The organism is Pseudomonas sp. PS01301 (assembly GCF_029960215.1).
GTDB classification, from domain to species: domain Bacteria; phylum Pseudomonadota; class Gammaproteobacteria; order Pseudomonadales; family Pseudomonadaceae; genus Aquipseudomonas; species Aquipseudomonas coleopterorum.
This window is the reverse complement of sequence record NZ_JASCPM010000033.1, coordinates 32,903-51,980: the sequence shown is the minus strand read 5'-3', so window position 1 is coordinate 51,980 and position 19,078 is coordinate 32,903. Positions and strand designations below refer to the sequence as shown.

General features: G+C 59.9%; 9 protein-coding genes and 3 pseudogenes. 11 read left to right on the top strand and 1 reads right to left on the bottom strand.

What is annotated here, in order from left to right:
* Window positions 1-2,069: pseudogene (locus tag QMX89_RS16655) on the top strand (toxin); the annotation flags it as partial.
* A 125-nt stretch (window positions 2,070-2,194) separates the two neighbouring features.
* A complete protein-coding gene (locus QMX89_RS16650) occupies window positions 2,195-6,631 on the top strand; it encodes a SpvB/TcaC N-terminal domain-containing protein (RefSeq protein ID WP_282349037.1) in 4,437 nt (1,478 codons plus the stop codon).
* A 12-nt stretch (window positions 6,632-6,643) separates the two neighbouring features.
* Here the strand turns inward: QMX89_RS16650 and fhuF are convergent, their stop codons facing one another.
* The gene (fhuF, locus tag QMX89_RS16645; protein ID WP_049860755.1) at window positions 6,644-7,312 is read right to left on the bottom strand and encodes a siderophore-iron reductase FhuF; all 669 of its coding nucleotides are present in this window, start codon (window positions 7,310-7,312) and stop codon (window positions 6,644-6,646) included.
* A 505-nt stretch (window positions 7,313-7,817) separates the two neighbouring features.
* Here fhuF and QMX89_RS16640 point away from each other — a divergent pair.
* From QMX89_RS16640 to QMX89_RS16600, 9 genes and pseudogenes are all read left to right on the top strand, one after another.
* Complete coding sequence (locus tag QMX89_RS16640; protein WP_049860754.1) at window positions 7,818-10,703, top strand: ribonucleoside-diphosphate reductase subunit alpha; 2,886 nt, start codon at window positions 7,818-7,820, stop codon at window positions 10,701-10,703.
* A 279-nt stretch (window positions 10,704-10,982) separates the two neighbouring features.
* The gene (locus tag QMX89_RS16635; protein ID WP_049860734.1) at window positions 10,983-11,840 is read left to right on the top strand and encodes a glucose 1-dehydrogenase; all 858 of its coding nucleotides are present in this window, start codon (window positions 10,983-10,985) and stop codon (window positions 11,838-11,840) included.
* On the top strand, window positions 11,833-13,086 hold the full coding sequence (locus QMX89_RS16630) for an AGE family epimerase/isomerase (protein ID WP_282349036.1): 1,254 nt from the start codon (window positions 11,833-11,835) through the stop codon (window positions 13,084-13,086). The genes QMX89_RS16635 and QMX89_RS16630 overlap by 8 nt, the downstream gene beginning before the upstream one ends.
* Window positions 13,087-13,279: 193 nt before the next feature.
* The gene (locus QMX89_RS16625; RefSeq protein ID WP_161804297.1) at window positions 13,280-14,266 is read left to right on the top strand and encodes a LacI family DNA-binding transcriptional regulator; all 987 of its coding nucleotides are present in this window, start codon (window positions 13,280-13,282) and stop codon (window positions 14,264-14,266) included.
* Between the two features lie 192 nt (window positions 14,267-14,458).
* Window positions 14,459-14,800: a DUF305 domain-containing protein gene (locus QMX89_RS16620; RefSeq protein WP_049860731.1), complete on the top strand. Its 342-nt coding sequence runs from the start codon at window positions 14,459-14,461 to the stop codon at window positions 14,798-14,800.
* Between the two features lie 195 nt (window positions 14,801-14,995).
* Window positions 14,996-15,520 (top strand): annotated as a pseudogene (nadE, locus tag QMX89_RS16615) (NAD(+) synthase); the annotation flags it as partial.
* Between the two features lie 152 nt (window positions 15,521-15,672).
* A pseudogene (locus tag QMX89_RS16610) lies at window positions 15,673-16,821 on the top strand (IS3 family transposase).
* 163 nt (window positions 16,822-16,984) lie between these two features.
* The gene (locus QMX89_RS16605) at window positions 16,985-18,211 is read left to right on the top strand and encodes an SH3 domain-containing protein (protein ID WP_282349034.1); all 1,227 of its coding nucleotides are present in this window, start codon (window positions 16,985-16,987) and stop codon (window positions 18,209-18,211) included.
* Window positions 18,212-18,300: 89 nt separating this feature from the next.
* Window positions 18,301-19,026 carry a hypothetical protein gene (locus tag QMX89_RS16600; RefSeq protein WP_282349032.1) on the top strand — a complete coding sequence of 242 codons (726 nt, stop codon included), beginning with the start codon at window positions 18,301-18,303 and terminating at the stop codon, window positions 19,024-19,026.
* The last annotated feature ends 52 nt before the right edge of the window (window positions 19,027-19,078 follow it).

Here is a 19,078-nt window from a genome sequence, read left to right as displayed (position 1 = left end):
CGGTGCACTACCGCAAGGCCGTGTACAACCACTTCATCAAGAACCTGATCGACCGCGGCGACAGCGCCTACCGCCAGTTGACCCCGGACGCCTTGAACGAAGCCAAGCTGTGGTACGTCCGCGTGCTGGACCTGCTGGGCCCACGCCCGGACAAGCGCCTGGTCAGCGGCTGGGAGCCGATCACCCTGAACACCCTGGCCAATTCGGTCAACGGCAGGCTGCGCGACTTCGAGCAGCGCCTGAATGAACAGGAACGCCTGACCGCCGAGAGCGAAGCGGCCAACGACGGCCAATCGCTGATCATGTTCCCGCAACCGCGCCTGCAACTGATGCCCTTCACCGCCGACCCGACCGTGCCGGAGCTGGACAGCCCGTACTTCCGTATCGCCTTGAACCGCGAGCTGGTGCAGAACTGGGACACCACCGAAGCACGCCTGCGCAACCTGCGCCACAACCGCACCCTGGACGGCAAGCCGCTGCAACTGCCGCTGTTCGCAGCGCCCTTGGATCCGCGGGCGCTGATGTCCGCCTACGGCAGCGGCGCAGCAGGTGGCGGTGCCGGCCGACTGCTGGGCCAGGAAATCCCGCACTACCGCTTCAATATCATGCACAACCGCGCCAGCGCTGCAGTGGAAAACCTGATCCAGTTCGGCGGCACCCTGCTGTCACTGCTCGAACGCAAGGAAGGCGCGCAACTGCAGGAAATGCAGCAACAGCAAGCCTGGGACATGGCCAAGCAGGCCGTAGTCCTGCAACAGCTGGTACAGCGTGTGGAAACCGAGGGCCGCAAGGCACTGCTGGCCAGCCGTGCCATCGCCGAAAGTCGTCTGGCCTACTACGGCAAGTTGTCGGATGAAGTGGTCAACGCCGGTGAAGTGGCCGCGGGCGCGCTGAATTTGCAAGCTCGGGTGATGGAGGGCATAGGCTCGGTATCCCAGGCTATTGGTGAAGGCCTGAAAGTAATCCCGAATGAATTCAGCGCTGTGGGCGGTGTGATCGCCGGCATGGCCGGTGGCGCCATTGTCGGTACCGGCACCGGTGGCTGGCGTCTAGAGGGTATACCCGGTATCGCAACGGCCCTCGCCCAAGGCGCAGCTACCGCCTTCCACGGTGCTGCCGAGGCGCTGGACCGCACTGAGCAATACCGCCGCCGCCACCAGGAGTGGATGCAGGCCGAAGAGCAAGCCCAGCGCGAGATCGAACAGATCGATGCGCAACTGGCCGTGCACGACGAGCAGGCCAAGGTCACCGCCGAGCAGCTGCGCCAGACCCAAGTGCTGGTGGAGCAAGCCGCTACCACCTACCAGTTCCTGAGCAAGCGCTTCACCAATGCTCAGCTGTATCAGTGGCTCAATGGCCAGTTCGCCACCTTCTATTACCAAGCCTACGACACCACCCTGTCGCTGTGCCTGGCCGCCGAAGCGTGCTGGCAGTACGAGATTGCCGACTTCAAGACCCGCTTCGTTCAGCCCGGTGCCTGGAAGGACAGCTACCGCGGCCTCACCGCTGGCGAGTCGCTCAAGCTCAACCTGATGAAGATGGAAGCGGCCTACCTGCAACGCAATGCCCGCAAGCTGGAAATCACCAAGACCGTCTCGGTGCGCCAATTGCTGGAAACCGCAGAGAAGCCATGGGCCACTGTGGTGCGGGATCTGGGCAACAACAGCGGTCTGGAAATCAGACTGGAACAGAGCCTGTTCGACGAGGATTACCCTGGCCAGTACCTGCGCCGCATCAAGCGCGTCAGCGTGACCCTGCCCGCGGTATTGGGGCCGTACGAGGACATCGCCGCCGTGCTTACCCAGACCTACAGCAAGGTCGAGATGAGCGCCGTGATCGATGAGAACCCTCGCGAGAACCTGCGCGCCAGCCAACAGATCGCCTTGTCCAGCGGCATGGATGACGACGGTATGTTCACCCTCAACTTCGACGACGAGCGTTACCTGCCGTTCGAAGGTACTGGTGCGGTGTCGAGCTGGAACCTCAGGTTCACCCGCTCGACGCCCGAGCTGCTGGCATCGCTGAGCGATGTGATCGTGAAGGTCAGCTACACGGCCGCCTCGGCGTAACCACCCATCCGGCAGCGAGGCTCTATACCGGATGCCCTCGCTTGCCTACCTATCACTTCTAAGGATACCGCCCGGCCACTGGCCGGGCGGACACTTCATCACTTTCTCTTTTCAGCGATTTCCTCATGAACACATCGAACGACAACACGTTGGCCATCAACGCCCCGTCGCTACCCAAGGGCGGCGGCGCCATTCAGAGCATCGGCAAAGGCTGGGGCGCGGTCGGCACCACCGGTGCCGCCAGCTTCGATATTCCCCTGCCCGTTTCGCCGGGCCGCGGCACCGCGCCGCAATTGGGCCTGAGCTACAGCAGTGGCGCCGGCAACGGCATCTGCGGCATGGGCTGGGGCCTGAGCCGCAGCAGCTTTGCCCGGCGTACCAACAAGGGCGTCCCGGCGTACACCGCCGACGACGAAATCCTCAGCCCCAGCGGCGAAGTGCTGGTGCCTGAGCGCAATGCCCAAGGAGTTATTGTCAGTACTCAGGTCGAGACCTTCCGCGGCCTGGCACTGGGCACGAAATACCAGGTGACCCGCTATTTCCCCCGTGTGGAAGACAGCTTCTCGCGCATCGAGCGCTGGCAGCGCGATGCACAGGAGCCGGGGTTCTGGCTGATGCACAGTGCCGACGGCGGCCTGCATGTCTACGGCAAGCGTGACAGCGCGCGCATCTTCCCGGCCGAAGCCCCGGCAAAAGTCGCGCAGTGGCTGTTGGAAGAGTCCGTCTCGCCCAACGGCGAGCATATTCTCTACGAATACACCGGCGAAGATGGCCGCGGCCTCAGCGCTGACGATGAGCGCGAGCACAGTGCCCAGCGCTACCTGACCCGCGTGCGTTACGGCAACCTGCAGGCGTTCGCACCGCTGTACCTGTGGGATGAGAGCACCCTGCCGACGCATTGGCACTTCGACCTGGTGCTGGACTACGGCGAGCGCAGCATCGAACAGGGCAGCGTGCCCACCTATGCACCCAGCCAAGCCTGGCCGGTACGACCCGACCCGGTGGCCGATTTCGCCTACGGCTTCGAGGTGCGCACCCTGCGCCGCTGCCATCAGGTGCTGATGTTTCATCGCTTCGCCGAACTGGGCGCCGAGCCTCTGCTGGTCAGCCGCCTGTGGCTGGAATACCGCCAATGCCAGGGTTACAGCTTGCTGACGGCCGTGATCAACCAGGCACTGAACGGTCGCGAGATCGAAGAGCTGCCGCCACTGGAGTTTCGCTACGAGCATTTCGGTTTCGAAGGCTATGCCTATCAGCCGTTCGAAGCGATGCCGGGGCTGGATGACGGAACCGCCTACCAATTGGTGGACCTGTACGGCGAAGGCCTGGCCGGGGTGCTCTATAACCTCGATAACGAATGGCTGTACCGTGAGCCGCTGCGCGACGCTGCCCAGGCCGACACCGACGCCGTGGTCTATGGTCCGTGGAAAGCGCTCGCCGCGCAACCGGTGGCCGATAGCCGCAAGCCGGCCCGCCAGTTCCTCAGCGACCTGACCGGTGACGGGCGTCTGGACTGGGTGGTGGCGCAGCCGGGCTACAGTGGTTTCTTCACCCTCGACGCCGACCAACGCTGGACCGGGTTCACTCCATTCAGCGCCTTCCCGCTGGAATTTTTCCAGGCCGAGGGGCAGATGGCCGACCTCATGGGTGACGGTCTGCAAGACCTGGCCATGATCGGCGGGCGCAGCGTGCGTCTGTATGCCAGCGATCGCGAGCAGGGTTTCATCGCGCCCCGTGAAGTGGCCCACACCCACGATGCCTTGCCGACACTGAGCAACAGCAGCAGTGAATTGGTGGCCTTCAGCGACATACTGGGCAGCGGCCAGCAACACTTGATCCGCATTCGCCACGATGAAGTACGCTGCTGGCCGAACCTGGGCCGTGGCCAATTCGGCAAAAGCTTCAAGCTGGCCAGCCTGCCGTTCAGCTACGGCGAATTCGATGCCGCGCGAGTACGCCTGGCGGACCTCGACGGCTCCGGTGCCAGCGACCTGATCTACCTGCACAGCGAGCATGCGCAGATCTTCCTCAACCAGGGTGGCAATGGCTTTGCCGACCCGGTGCTGCAGGTTTGGCCCGAGGGGCTGCACTATGACAACACTTGGCAGGTCAGTGCCGCAGACCTGCAAGGGCTGGGCTGTTCGAGCCTGGTGATCAGTGTGCCGCACCTGCATAACCGCCACTGGAGGCTGGACTTCAACCGCGGCCGTAAACCCTATCTGATGGCCGGTTCCAACAACAATATGGGTGCCGACAGCCGCGCGTACTACCGCAGCTCGGCGCAGGAGTGGCTGGACGAAAAGCAAGAACTGTTGGCTGCAGGCGAGAAGCCGGTGTGCGAACTGCCATTCCCCATGCACTTGGTGGTTCGCCAGGTACAACATGACGAGATCACCGGCAATACCCTGACTCAGCGCTTGAACTACCGCCGTGGCTACTACGATGGACGCGACCGCGAGGTGCGCGGCTTCGGCCTGCTGCTGACCACCGACTCCGAAGCCCCGTCGGACGAGGCCGAACCGTCTTCCCCGCCACTGCTGACCAAAACCTGGTTCCACACCGGACGGGCGGTGGACGAAGTGCTGCACGGCGTCGATACCCATGATACCGAGGCACGTGCCTTGGGTCCGGTGCTGCTGCTCGATCACGACGGCGTCACGGGCAACGACAGTATCGTCACCGACATCGATGCCGATCTGCGTGCGCAGATGGCCCGCGCCCTCAGCGGCCAGATGCTGCGCAGCGAAGTGTTCGGCCTCGATGGCGATGCCCGCCAAGCCGTGCCCTACTCGGTGCAGGTGCAGCGGTCCGGCCTGCGCTTGCTGCAGCCCGCCAGTGCCCATCAGCGCTACGCCCGTTTGCTGCCCCTGAACCTGGAAAGCCTGAGCTACCAGTACGAACGCCTTGCCGATGACCCGCAGTGCAGCCATAGCGTGCAACTGCGCACCGATGCCTACGGCGCGGTCACCCACGCCCTGAGCATTGCCTATGCCCGGCGCAAGCACGAGATCGATACCCCGCCCTACAGCGACGAGCATGAGCAGACCTGGTGGCGCGATGCGTTCGATTCGGCGCAGCACCACTACTACTTCACCGAGAGCCTGAGCCAGGCCATCCACCTGACCACCGACCCGCAACACTGGCGCCTGCACCTGCCGTATCGCAGTCGCAGCAATGCCTGGTCGTTGCCCAAGGCGCAGGTCACGGCTGCGAAGTTGAGTTATGAGGCGTTGCTGCGCGACGACGGCTTGCTCGGTAGCGCGGCACCACGAACCTTGATCGGGCTGAGCATGCAGCGCTACCAGGGCTGCGCCGACGGCACCGCCAGCTTTCTGGCCCTGGCCGACTTTGCCGAAACCGCAGAGCTGGACGAGGCCGCACTGCAAGCCTATGACGAGGTGATGGACCGTACGGCGTTGAACGCCAAGCTGCTGGAGCTGGGCTACACGCAGATGCCGGCGTTTCTTCCGGATGAACCACAGCGAGTGCTCTGGTCCGTGCGCCAGGGTTATGCAACCTACGGCGACGCCGCGGATTTCTACCGGGTCAAAGCCTACCGGCAAAGCCCGGCAGTGGGGCAAACCCAGGTCGAATACGACACCTATCGCTGCCTGCCGGTGAAGGTCACCACCGCCGACGGCTGCATTACCCAAGCGCAATACGACTACAGCACCTTGCTGCCGGTGCAGGTGATCGACCCCAACGACAACCGCCAACAGGCCAGTTACGACGCCTTCGGTCGGGTTTCCATCAATACCTTCTTCGGCACCGAGATGGGTGAACGAGTCGGCTTCGCTGAACTCGATGGTCAGATCATGGCCGGCACCGTCGTCGAGGCCATTGCCGATGACGCTGCGGGGCTGGGCGATTGGTCCATGGCCTATGTGTACGAGAGCAACAGCTGGATGGGCGAAGCCCCAACGGTCAGCGTAGCCGATCCACAGGCGCTGGCCGAGTTGGTGGGCCGTGGCCAGGTCATGCTCAACGGGCTGCTTCGCGCCTCGGCACGGCGCCAATGGCAGCGGGCCGAGCTGGACGTGCAGACCGCCGAGCTGCTGGCACCCTTGGCCAGCTATGCCCGCCAACCCGTACGAGTGGCAGCCTTCCAGGCGGACCGCTATCCAGGTGATCCCGAGCGGCAGGTGCGCATGAGCCTGGAAAGCTTCGATGGATTCGGTCGCAGCCTGCAGAGCAAGCAGCGGGTGGAGCCGGGGCTGGCCCATCAGGTCGACGAAGACGGTGAGCTGCTCGAAGGCGATGCCCACGCCGATCCGCGCTGGCGTGTCAGCGAGCGAGTGGAATACGACACCAAGGGGCAAGTGACCCGCGTGTATCGTCCGTACTTCGCCAACAGCGACCGCTACATCAACGACCAGAGTCATCGCGATGCGGAGCACAGCTATCACGATCGGCAGTTCTACGACGCACTGGGGCGCCCGACCGAAACCTGGACAGCGGCCGGATGGCTGCGGCGTCAGCGCTATGCACCGTGGTACAGCATCAGTGAAGATGAGAACGACACCGCCGAGGAGGTGCTGGCGATGCGCGCCGCCAACGCGTGATCCAGACCGGCGCTAGCCCAGCGGGCAGTGCTCGCAGGGCGGCACGTCGGTGACCTGCCGGGCCAGGCAGCAGTGGCGCCGCTCGCGGCGCCCGTCGCCCAGGTAACGCACCGGCTGGTACAGCGGATTGGCCCGCCCGTCGGCCAGCTTGCGTTGGCTCATCAAGCCCTCGGCGGGCGCCAGGTTGCGCAGGCCCATCTGCTGCAACCGGCGCACGCTGCTCTCCAGATAATCCCCCGCGTTGCCCCACAGCACCGCGGGCGGCACCTCGCCGTATTGGCTCAAAGCATCGATGAATGGCCGCAGATTGCTGGCGATCCACGGCTCCAGCGACGCCTGCGCGTCACCCTCTTCCCCCGCTTCGAAAAACCGCACGGCCAACGGCACGCCCCGCTCGTCGAGGATCAACCCGGTCTCGCGCAGCAGCAACGGCAGGTCCCAGCCGTATGCCAGTTGGCTGACCAGCATCGCCGGTAACCAGTGCATGAAGTAGTACTTGGACCACTGCGAGACCAGCGCCGGTTTGTGCGTATCGAGCAGGGCCGCGCCATAGATGCGCGTCAGCAGTTGATCGAGCACGCGCTTTTGCAACAGGGCCGGGAGCGCCACGGCGACGCGTGGATCGTCGTCGGCGGCAAGGCCGGTGAGGAGGTCGCGATAGTCGCTTTGATGAAGGTTCATGGGTTCCCGTGACAGTGCGGCGCTCTTGGCGGCTGACGTGAAGAAGTCCAGATAGACGACACAAAAATTCACGCTTTCACAAGGCTTGGTCTCGGCAGACGTCGGCAAGTTCAGGTGACAAACGGTTCAGGCCGCTCCCCTCTTGGCCTGCAAGCGTCTGCTGGCGACACACACAAAATACCCACAACTTATCCACAGCTGGGCGCCTTGCAATAGCCTCGATACCGCATTATCTTGTATCCCGATCTGCGCAAACCACTACATGTAGGGTTTGGCCGTGAAAAGCCAAGCATAGGTCAAAGGCCGAACTCAAGCCCCTGCAGTGTGCTTTTCCCGTGTTTTGCACTAAAGAATTCCCCGCCTACCGCTGCCTGCGGACGGCCGCATTTTCAGCTCTTTCCTACACCCAAGCGTTGAAGGCTCAGGCCTTCCGCTTACAGCTTTTTGGTGACGGACCCAATGACTGGCGTCCGCTCAAACTTTTGAACGTGGAGATACTCACCCCATGCAAACCGACACAACTCGCGAGAACTCGCCGGCCAAAGCGCCGCAGGCCGCCGATGCCACTCCGGATCTGGCCGCGACCGCTCCAGGCCAACTGCGCGTGATCAAGCGCAACGGTACCGTGGTCGGCTACACCGACGACAAGATCACCGTGGCCATCACCAAGGCGTTCCTTGCAGTTGAAGGCGGCAACGCTGCCGCCTCGTCGCGCATCCACGACACCGTCGCGCGCCTGACCGAACAGGTCACCGCTACCTTCAAGCGTCGCATGCCATCGGGTGGCACCATCCACATCGAGGAAATCCAGGACCAGGTCGAACTGGCCCTGATGCGTGCCGGCGAGCAGAAAGTCGCCCGCGACTACGTGATCTATCGCAACGAGCGTTCCAAGGAGCGCGCCACCCGCACCCCGGCCGACGCACCGGTCGAGGCGCACCCCAGCATTCGCATCACCAAGGCTGACGGCAGCCTGGCGCCGCTGGACATGGGTCGCCTGAATACCATCATCAGCGAAGCCTGCGAAGGCCTGGCCGAAGTCGACGGCGGTCTGATCCAGAAAGAAACCCTGAAGAACCTGTACGACGGCGTGGCCCTGACCGACGTCAACACCGCCCTGGTGATGACCTCGCGTACCCTGGTCGAGCGCGAGCCGAACTACTCGTTCGTCACCGCCCGCCTGCTGATGGACACCCTGCGCGCCGAAGGCCTGAGCTTCCTGGAAGTGGCCGACAGCGCCACTCACCACGAGATGGTCGACCTGTACGCCAAGGCCCTGCCTTCGTACATCGCCAAGGGTATCGAATTCGAACTGCTGAACCCCGTGCTGGCCACCTTCGACCTGGAAAAACTGGGCCGGGCGATCAACCACGAGCGCGATCAGCAATTCACTTACCTGGGCCTACAGACCCTGTACGACCGTTATTTCATCCACAAGGATGGCGTGCGTTTCGAACTGCCGCAGATCTTCTTCATGCGCGTGGCCATGGGCCTGGCGATCGAGGAGAAGAACAAGGAAGATCGCGCCATCGAGTTCTACAACCTGTTGTCGTCCTTCGACTACATGGCCTCGACCCCGACCCTGTTCAACGCCGGTACCCTGCGTCCGCAGTTGTCGAGCTGCTACCTGACCACCGTTCCGGACGACCTGTCGGGCATCTACGGCGCGATCCACGACAACGCCATGCTGTCCAAATTCGCCGGCGGCCTGGGCAACGACTGGACCCCAGTGCGCGCGCTGGGCTCCTACATCAAGGGCACCAATGGTAAATCCCAGGGCGTCGTGCCGTTCCTGAAAGTGGTCAACGACACCGCGGTTGCAGTGAACCAGGGCGGCAAGCGCAAGGGCGCGGTCTGCGCGTACCTGGAAACCTGGCACCTGGACATCGAAGAATTCATCGAGCTGCGCAAGAACACCGGTGACGATCGCCGTCGTACCCACGACATGAACACCGCCAACTGGATCCCTGACCTGTTCATGAAGCGCGTCTTCGACGACGGCAAGTGGACCCTGTTCTCGCCCAACGAAGTCCCTGACCTGCACGACCTGACCGGCAAGGCCTTCGAGGAGCGCTACGAGTACTACGAAGCGCTGACCGAGTACAACAAGATCAAGGTGTTCAAGACCGTCCAGGCCAAAGACCTGTGGCGCAAGATGCTGTCGATGCTGTTCGAAACCGGCCACCCATGGCTGACCTTCAAGGACCCGTGCAACCTGCGTTCGCCGCAGCAGCATGTCGGCGTGGTCCACAGCTCGAACCTGTGCACCGAGATCACCTTGAACACCAACAAGGATGAAATCGCGGTCTGCAACCTGGGCTCGATCAACCTGCCGAACCACATCACCGACGGCAAGCTGGACACCGCCAAGCTTGAGCGCACCATCAACACCGCCGTGCGCATGCTCGACAACGTGATCGACATCAACTACTACTCGGTGCCGCAGGCGCGCAACTCCAACTTCAAGCACCGTCCGGTCGGCCTGGGCATCATGGGCTTCCAGGACGCGCTGTACAAACAGCACATCCCGTACGGTTCCGATGCGGCGGTCGAGTTCGCCGACAAGTCGATGGAAGCGGTCAGCTACTACGCCATCCAGGCGTCCTGCGACCTGGCCGACGAACGTGGCGCCTACGAGACGTTCCAGGGTTCGCTGTGGTCCAAGGGCATCCTGCCGCTGGATTCGCAACAGATCCTGATCGAAGCCCGTGGCCAGAAGTACATCGATGTCGACCTCAACGAATCCCTGGACTGGGCGCCGGTTCGTGCCCGCGTGCAGAAAGGCATTCGCAACTCGAACATCATGGCCATCGCACCGACCGCGACCATCGCCAACATCACCGGCGTTTCGCAGTCGATCGAGCCGACCTACCAGAACCTGTACGTGAAATCGAACCTGTCGGGCGAATTCACCGTGATCAACCCCTACCTGGTTCGCGACCTCAAAGCGCGCGGCCTGTGGGACTCGGTCATGATCAATGACCTGAAGTACTACGATGGCTCGGTGCAGCAGATCGAACGCATTCCGCAGGAGTTGAAAGACCTCTACGCGACCGCTTTCGAAGTGGACACCAAGTGGATCGTCGACGCCGCCAGCCGTCGCCAGAAATGGATCGACCAGGCGCAGTCGCTGAACCTGTACATCGCCGGTGCTTCGGGCAAGAAGCTCGACGTGACCTACCGCATGGCCTGGTACCGTGGTCTGAAAACCACCTACTACCTCCGTGCCCTGGCCGCGACCAGCACCGAGAAGTCGACCATCAGCACCAGCAAGCTCAACGCCGTATCCAGCGGTGGCGACAGCGCGCCGATGCAGGCCGCTCCAGCCGGCCCGGCGCCTGTGCCCAAAGCCTGCGCGATCGACGAGCCGGATTGCGAAGCTTGCCAGTGATCCCAGGTTTCAATACCCCTAGCTCGTAATCGCACCGCCCCCTTCAAGCCTCTGCAAAGAGGCTTGAAGGGTTCACCTACCCCGCCTTTTTCCGCACATTCTTCGTGCTACCCAGCTCGCAAGCTGGAGACCAGCACATCCCTTGCCCGCGTTAACGTTCGATTTTTTTTCAAGCCTCGATGACTGATCGCGAGTGCCTGAATTTTTTTTGCATCGCGATGCAACGAATCTGCTTCGCTCAAATCAGAGGTTTTACACCCCCTGATCGAGAGTCTTGAAATGCAGATACTTCCCCAATCCCAGAATCGCATGCCCGGCCGTGAAACCGAATTGACGCCGCCTGCTGAGCATATCCGGCCTACTTACAAGGGCGCGGGTCGCTTGCAAGGCAAGAAAGCGATCGTGACCGGCGGAGACAGCGGCATCGGCCGCGCCGTGGCCGTCCACTTTGCCCGCGAGAGTGCAGATGTCGCCATCGTCCATTTGCCAGAGGAGGCAGACGACGCGGCGGAATCTATCCGAATGATCGAGGCGGAAGGCGTGCAAGCGCTTTCGATCGAAGCCGACTTGCGCAGCCCCAAAGCGTGCAAACAAGTGATCGACACGGCAATCGGCGCTTTTGGCAGCCTTCATATACTGGTGAACAACGCCGGCATCCAGAAAGTTGCCAAAGACCTGAGCGACATATCAGACAGTGATTGGCTATGGCACTTCGAAATCAATGTCCATGCGATGTTCTTTCTCAGCCGTGCCGCTCTGCCGCACCTCGGCGAAGGCGCATCGATCATCAACACCACATCGGTCAATGCCTTCGCCGGTAACGAGTTCCTTGTCGCCTATTCGACGACCAAGGCCGCTCAAGCAGGTTTTACTCGCGCACTTGCCCTTCAACTGGCCGCCAAAGGCATCAGGGTGAATGAAGTAGCTCCGGGACCTGTCTGGACCTCGATCCAGCCGGCCGGTTTCGGCCCCATGGATCCCCAGATGGTCGCCGACATGGGCAAGGATGTCCCCATGAAACGCATTGGACAGCCCAGTGAGCTTGGGCCGGCGTACGTCTATCTCGCCAGTGAAGAAGCCTCCTTCGTCACCGGGCAGACGATTCATGTCAACGGCGGGATGATCATCAATGGATAATGCCTTCGCCTATGTGGCGCCGCCCCTTTGCGCTTGGATAGACAATCCAAGACACAGCCATTGGCTTGATACGCAGGGGCAGCGCTTACTCGAATTTTCCAAACAATCAAAAGTGACGAACGGTTTCGCCGCGCTTGATGACCACGGTGAACTGACTGCCGATCCAGTGGCTGAAACCATCATCACGGCACGCATGACACACGCCTATGCACTGGGGGCCATTCTCGGCCTGCCCGGGTGCATGCCACTGGTCGAACATGGCGTAACGGCGCTGTTGGGTCCGTTACGCGATCCCGTCAACGACGGTTGGCTACCCGACGCTGCCGATGTATGCGGCCGGAAGCTGGCCTACGTCCATGCGTTCGTTGGCCTGGCTGCATCCTCAGCCTGCGTGGCAGGAGCGCAGAATGCGAGCGTTCTTCTGGACGCAATCGTCAACGTTCTGGAAAGGCACTTTTGGTCAGAGAGCGAAGGGGCGATGCGTGAAAGCTTCGCGGCCGACTGGGGCGATGAGGAGCACTATCGAGGTGCCAACAGCAACATGCACAGCGTTGAAATGTGCATGGCCCTGGCAGATGTACTGGATGCCCCCCTGTGGCGGGACCGCGCGCTCAGAATCGCGACCCGCGTGATCCATGTGCATGCCCGCGCCAATCACTATCGGGTAGCCGAACACTTCGACCCCTCCTGGCACATCGATAAAACCTACAACCAAGACAAACCCACGGATGATCTGCGTCCTTTTGGGATGACGCCCGGTCACTTCTTCGAATGGTCACACCTACTCGTGAAACTGGAAGCTGCGCTTCTGGCCAATGGCAAAGAGGCGCCTGCATGGCTGTTCCAGGATGCGGTAGGACTGTTCAATGCGGGTATTGAAACCGGCTGGGCTGCAGACGGTCTGCCCGGTATTGTCTACACCATTGGTTGGGATGATAGGCCTTGCGTAAAGATCAGAGCCCATTGGGTCCAGGCTGAAGCCATCACGGCAGCAGCCACTCTGCTCAAGCGTACAGGTGATATTCAATATGAAGACTGGTATCGGTCTTTCTGGAATTATGTCGATCAACACGTGATCGACAGACAACTTGGCAGCTGGCACAACGAAGTTGATCCGCAGGGCAAACCTTCTCGTCAGGTGTACCAAGGCAAAGCAGATCTTTATCATGCCTATCAAGCTACTTTGACGCCGACCCTACCCGTCACGCCCTCCATTGCTACAGTGCTAACACGTTGCAACAGGTGAACTGCAGTAACGCTGGACTCTGCTGACGAGGTAGTTGAAATTTCGTTTCAAAGCTTGAACGACTATCGGCAATACTCGATGCATTCCAGCGAGAACACAGGGAACCTGATGTGAATCCACACACGTATAGCCAACCGACCGGGCCCATGACCTCATGACGTCTTCAGGGCGCACGAACGCCACGTCCCACGACGTGGCACGCCTGGCCAACGTCTCGCAGTCAGCGGTTTCCAGGGCGTTCACAGCGGGCGGTAGCGTCTCCGAAGCGAAGCGCAAACGAATCATGGAAGCTGCGGCAGAACTGGGCTACCAGCCCAACCGTCTGCCCGGCATGATGTTGAGCGGTCGGTCGCACATCATTGCCGTGGTGGCTGGAGGTTTCTATAACCCGTTCCACACCATGGCGCTGGACGCCTTTCTCAAGGGCATCAGCGCTCGTGGCAAACAGGCGATGGTCATCCAGGTTGAAAGTGACCGTCTGCTCGACGCGGTGGTTGCAGACTTCGCCGGGTACAGAATCGATGGCGTCGTCAGTTCGCTCTCCGTGGGTTCACATGATATAGCGACAGCCCTCGCTGCTCACCGCGTCCCTGTGGTCACGCTCAACTCAGAGATTACCAACGACTATATCAAGGCAATCAACTGCGACAATCGAGCCGCAGGTCGGTTGGCCGCGCGCCACTTCGTGGAACGGGGAGCTACCCGTTTTGCTTTTATAGGCGGTCCGGGAGATCACATTGCGCATCGAGAACGTGGCCTGGGCTTTGCTCAGGAGTTGGCGGCGCTTGATGCCTGTGCACCTACCATGGTCGAGGGCGACTACACCTATCGTTGTGGATACGATTGGGGCTGTACGTTGGCCACTGACGGCAGCCGTCCGGATGCCGTGTTCTGCACCAATGATCTCATGGCCTTCGGCGTCATGGACGCCATCAGAAAAGAAGGTGGCCTGCGCTGTCCCGAGGACGTGATGATCATAGGCTTCGACAACACACCCGGCGGCGCCTGGAGAAGCTACGACCTGACATCGTTCGATCAGAACCTGGACACTCTCGTTGCAAGGGCACTCAGCCATATCGTGGAACCAGAAGACGAAATCGATGACAGCCAACCGATGCCTCGACTGATAGCAAGAGCAAGTACGAACAGAAATCAGCCAGGCAAAGAACAGGATGTCTAGCCTTTCAGTTCATCGAATGCAGCACGTACTTTCACCAATCGATAACCAATAAACCCGCCCCTTCACGGACTGACCTTGATCGTCCGCGAAGGTTTTCGGAAAACATTGCGTACACTCGAACAGTCCCCACACGGAACCTTCCTCACGGCTGCCCGTCAACCCATCGAACCCACTCTCGGATTGGTCACTACCATGAAAACCACCGTCGCCCTGCTCCTGGCCTGTATGGCCGCCCCCGCCTTCGCTGCCGAGATGTCGCACAGCAACAGCGACATGACGCCGATGCAGCATGAATACATGATGAGCATGGAAACCATGCAGAAATCCATGCACGAAGGCGGTATGGAAAAAGACGCCGACGTGGCGTTCGCCAAAGGCATGCTGGCCCACCACAAGGCGGCGCTGGACATGGCCAGGATCGAGCTCAAATACGGCAAGGACGCGGAAATGCGCAAGCTGGCCGAAGACATCATCAAGGCCCAGCAGGCCGAGATCGACCAGATGGAGACATGGGTCAAGAAGCATCAGAAGTGATGTAGACGTTCGCCTGGGAGTGCCGCCCCCTTCGCCGCTCTGCCCACAAGCCCGCTGCGTCCCACTGTAGGTGCATACACTGTGGGAGCGGGCTCTGCCCGCGAAGAGGCCAGTATGACCACTCCAACACTCCCCCTATTTTCGATGTAAGCTTTCACCCTCCCCGCTCGAACCCCACCTTCAAGGAGTCCGCCCATGAGCAACCGCCAAAGCGAGATCGCCGCCGCCCTGGCCGTGGTCCCCCCGTTCGCCGATGACCACGCCATCGATCAGGAAATAGAACGCCGCAAGGCCTTCATCAAGCAGTGCCTGACCAGCGCAGGCTTGAAAGTCCTGGTGCTGGGCATCAGCGGCGGCGTCGACTCGCTCACGGCCGGACGCCTGGCACAGTTGGCCATTGAGGAACTGCGCGCGAGCACGGGTGATACCGACTACCGGTTCATCGCCGTGCGCCTACCTTACAACGTGCAGCACGACGAGGACGACGCAGCGGCTTCCATGCGCTTCATTCGCGCCGACGTCGAAGAAACGGTGAACATTGCCAGCGCCGTGCAGGGCCTGGCGTTGCAAACCACCCAGTTGCAGGAACTGAGCGATGCCCGTCGCGACTTCGTCATGGGCAACGTCAAGGCCCGTGTGCGCATGGTCGCGCAATACACCATTGCCAACGCCAACAATGGCCTGGTGATCGGTACGGATCATGCGGCAGAAGCGGTGATTTCTACCCCCCTACACTGAACTGCACAATCCGATAGCCCTGAGCTTCGCCCCCTCCAGAATCTGAGCCATGAGCCATACTTCCCACCGACTGAATCGCCCCTGATTTCGTAGACACCTCCAAGCCTCATAATGAGGCCCAAATAGGAGGTGCCATGAGTCGTCAGCGTTACCCTGAAGAATTCAAGATCGAAGCGGTCAAGCAAGCGACAGAGAAAGGCAAGCCAGTCGCCGATGTTGCCCAGCGCCTAGGTATGTCCGTTCACAGCCTCTACGCCTAGATCAGGCTCTACAGCAAACCCCAAGAGCAGCGTCAGCAGGACGATGACCAGCAAGCCGAACTGCGCAAGCTTCGCGCTGAACTCAAGCGCGAGACTGAAGAGCGAGACATCTTTAAAAAGGCCGCCGCGTACTTTGCCAAGGAGTGCAACTGAAGTACGCCTTCACCAAGAAGCACTCGACGGATTACCCGGTGCGGCGCCTTTGCCAAATCCTCAAGGTGCATCCCAGCGGCTACTACGCTTGGTTGGCCCAACCTCAATCTGCCCGAGCCAAAGAAGATCAGCGCCTGCTTGGCTTGATCAAGCAGGCCTGGTTAGAAAGCGGCGGCGTGTATGGCTATCGCAAGATTCACGATGACCTGCGAGAGCTAGGAGAGATCTGTGGGCGAAATCGAGTCGGTTGCTTGATGCAGGCAGAGGGGCTGCGTTCGCAAACGGGCTATCGCCGTGGTACTGGGTTTTATGGCGGAAAACCAACAGTGGCCCCCCCAACTATCTGGCCCGGCAGTTCAAGGTCAGTGAGCCGAATAAAGTCTGGGTGACCGACATCACCTACATCCGCACCTATGAAGGGTGGCTGTACCTGGCGGTAGTGCTGGATCTGTTCTCCCGCCAAGTCATTGGTTGGTCAATGAGCCCAGGATGAGCAGCGACCTGGCCATCGACGCCATGCTGATGGCCGTGTGGCGACGCAAGCCACAGCAGCAAGTGATGATTCACTCAGACCAAGGCAGTCAGTTCAGTAGCTCAGATTGGCAGAGCTTCCTGAAGGCCAACAATGTGATCAGCAGCATGAGCCGACGGGGGAACTGCCACGACAATGCCGTAGCCGAGAGCTTTTTCCAGCTTTTGAAGCGGGAGCGAATCCGACGAAAGATCTACGCAACGCGTGACGAAGCCCGAAGTGATGTTTTCGATTACATCGAGATGCTCCATAACCCCAAGCGTCGATACAGCGGTGCTATGCAGCTGTCGCCAGTAGAGTATGAGAAACGCTATTTTCTGAGCTTGGAGAGTGTCTAGGAAACCAAGGGCGATTCACTACTCGTGGCGCCGGGGGTGCTTCTGTCGGCAAAATCAGGCACTCTATTCAACACAATACAAACTCGAAAATGCTGCAGGGATCTGTTCTCGCAGAGTTCTTAAGGCGAATAAAGTATCCGCACTGGGTGGCTGGGGAAAGGTAATGGCGAAAGGAACAAGCCCATCGATATCTTACGCAGCTGAACTGCAAGCGCAGCTTGAGGCATTGGCAAATCCCTCACACCTAGCCGAGCTTCGTAAGCAAGTGCTCGCATTCACGAACCCACTCCGCCTGCCAAGCTTACGCAAGCAGCTAGTGACATTAGCAAATCCCACGTACCTGGCCGAGCTTCGAAAGCAGGTCGGGGCGTTTGCGAATCCAATGCAAATGGCCGAGATGCGAGAGCAACTGGCTGCATTGGCGAATCCCCCTTACATGGCCGAGTTTAGTGGACAAGTGGCCGCGTTCGCGAACCCTCCGAGTATGGCCCGCCTGCGCGAGCAGCTGGATGAATTATCAAGCCCTAGGTACATCGCAGAGCTTCGTAAGCAAGTCGCCGCATTCACGAACCCGTCGCATATGGATGACCTGCGGAAACAAATGGAAGCGTTAGCCAATCCATCTTTCCACAAGCAGATGCGGGAACAAATGGCTTTGATGGCCAAGCCATCCTATTTCACCGCAGTCCAAGAGCAGTTTTCAACGTTCGGTGACAACGCTCGATTGCAGGAAAATCTCTCTGCCGTAGCTGCTTCGTATTCCGAGCTGATCAGCTCCTCGTCTCTAGCTAGATACTTTGCATCCGAGAGTGCTGCTAGTGCTCCTGCCGACAACGTCATTGTGGCAGATATCTCCGAAGGCCTAGAGATTAGAGATGTGGCTATGGCCACAGATGTGTTGGATCGAGAGATTGTCGGCGCACTTGAAACGAATAATATTGCCAATCTTTCAATCTCAGCGCTCCAGCGCCTGCAATCATTCTATCTGGCTTTCGTCGTTGTCTGGGAGACCCTTCTGCGGATCGTTGAGACGTATTCCGCTTATTTGATCTTGACAGCACTGTTGTCGGGGGCATCGACACCCGCAGATGTTCATAGCCAAGTCCAGCAGTTACCGAATCACGAGCGCGATCTGCTTGCTGACTATCGTGTTGTCAATCGTGAAGGAGCTAGGCTGCGAGCAAATCCCGCCACTTCCGCCGAGGCTTTGCTGTCCTTGCCTCTTGGCACCCCAGTAGAGGTAATGGAACAAAATAACAAAGGCTGGTTTTACGTTTCAGTAGACTACAGGGGCGCTGAAATCGAAGGATGGATCTACGTCAGTGTCACCACCCCAGTGCCGCCACCGAAGTCCTCGCGCGCACTGGCCAAGGAGCCGGGAATGAAATAACTGGGCTATAAGAACCTCGGCCACGCCAGATGCTGCGCCTGCAGCGATATGTTCAATAGGAAATAGCTGACTACGTAGATCGGGATGGTATGGACTTGACGGATATTGCGACCTGGACCATTAACGCCATTAATGCAGCCTTTTCCAAAGAGCTATGGAGTGCTCTGGTAGGGGCGGTGATTGGGGGGATGTTCACGCTATGGGCCACACGAGCTGCTCAGAAAAGTGAATCAAAAAGGGCATCGAGCGAGCGTGAATTCCGGCAGCGTCAGTTGGAAGACGACCGCGTAGTGGTACTTACTAATACTGTTGCGTTGATCATGGTGGAAATTTCTACCGCTTGGGATCTCTATCAAGCAGAGTACGCGTTAGATCTTATGGCGCTTCCGGACGGAGATCCTTATCTCTGTGTATTTCCAGTAGGCAGTGATCCTTTTCCAGTTTTTGATTCCGCACCAGCCTGCCTAACACAGTTGCCTTCCGAAACATCAAAGCAGATCGTACGATTTTATATGCGCGCAAAAGGCCTGATATCGATGATTGAAATGAACAATTCTGATACGGAGCGGGCAAGAGAATATGCCAACCTCGAACTGCAAAGCCGGCCATATCAACTGCCGACAGTCGACATGTCCGAAGAGCAGCAGGTCAGCGCGCTCCTCGCTAAATATGAAGAGGACGCTCGGAGGATGGCTTTTTTGATTGGGATGGGCACTACTGCTGACGGTTTGAAGGGAATCACACACGAAATAGCCACACTGGTTCTTGATATCGAGTCGCGCTTGGGCTTGGGCTTGGATGCGAGCTCGAACTAGAGACGAAATAGACGAGTGACGAGGCATTGGTAGCCGAGCCCATAGGCGTATT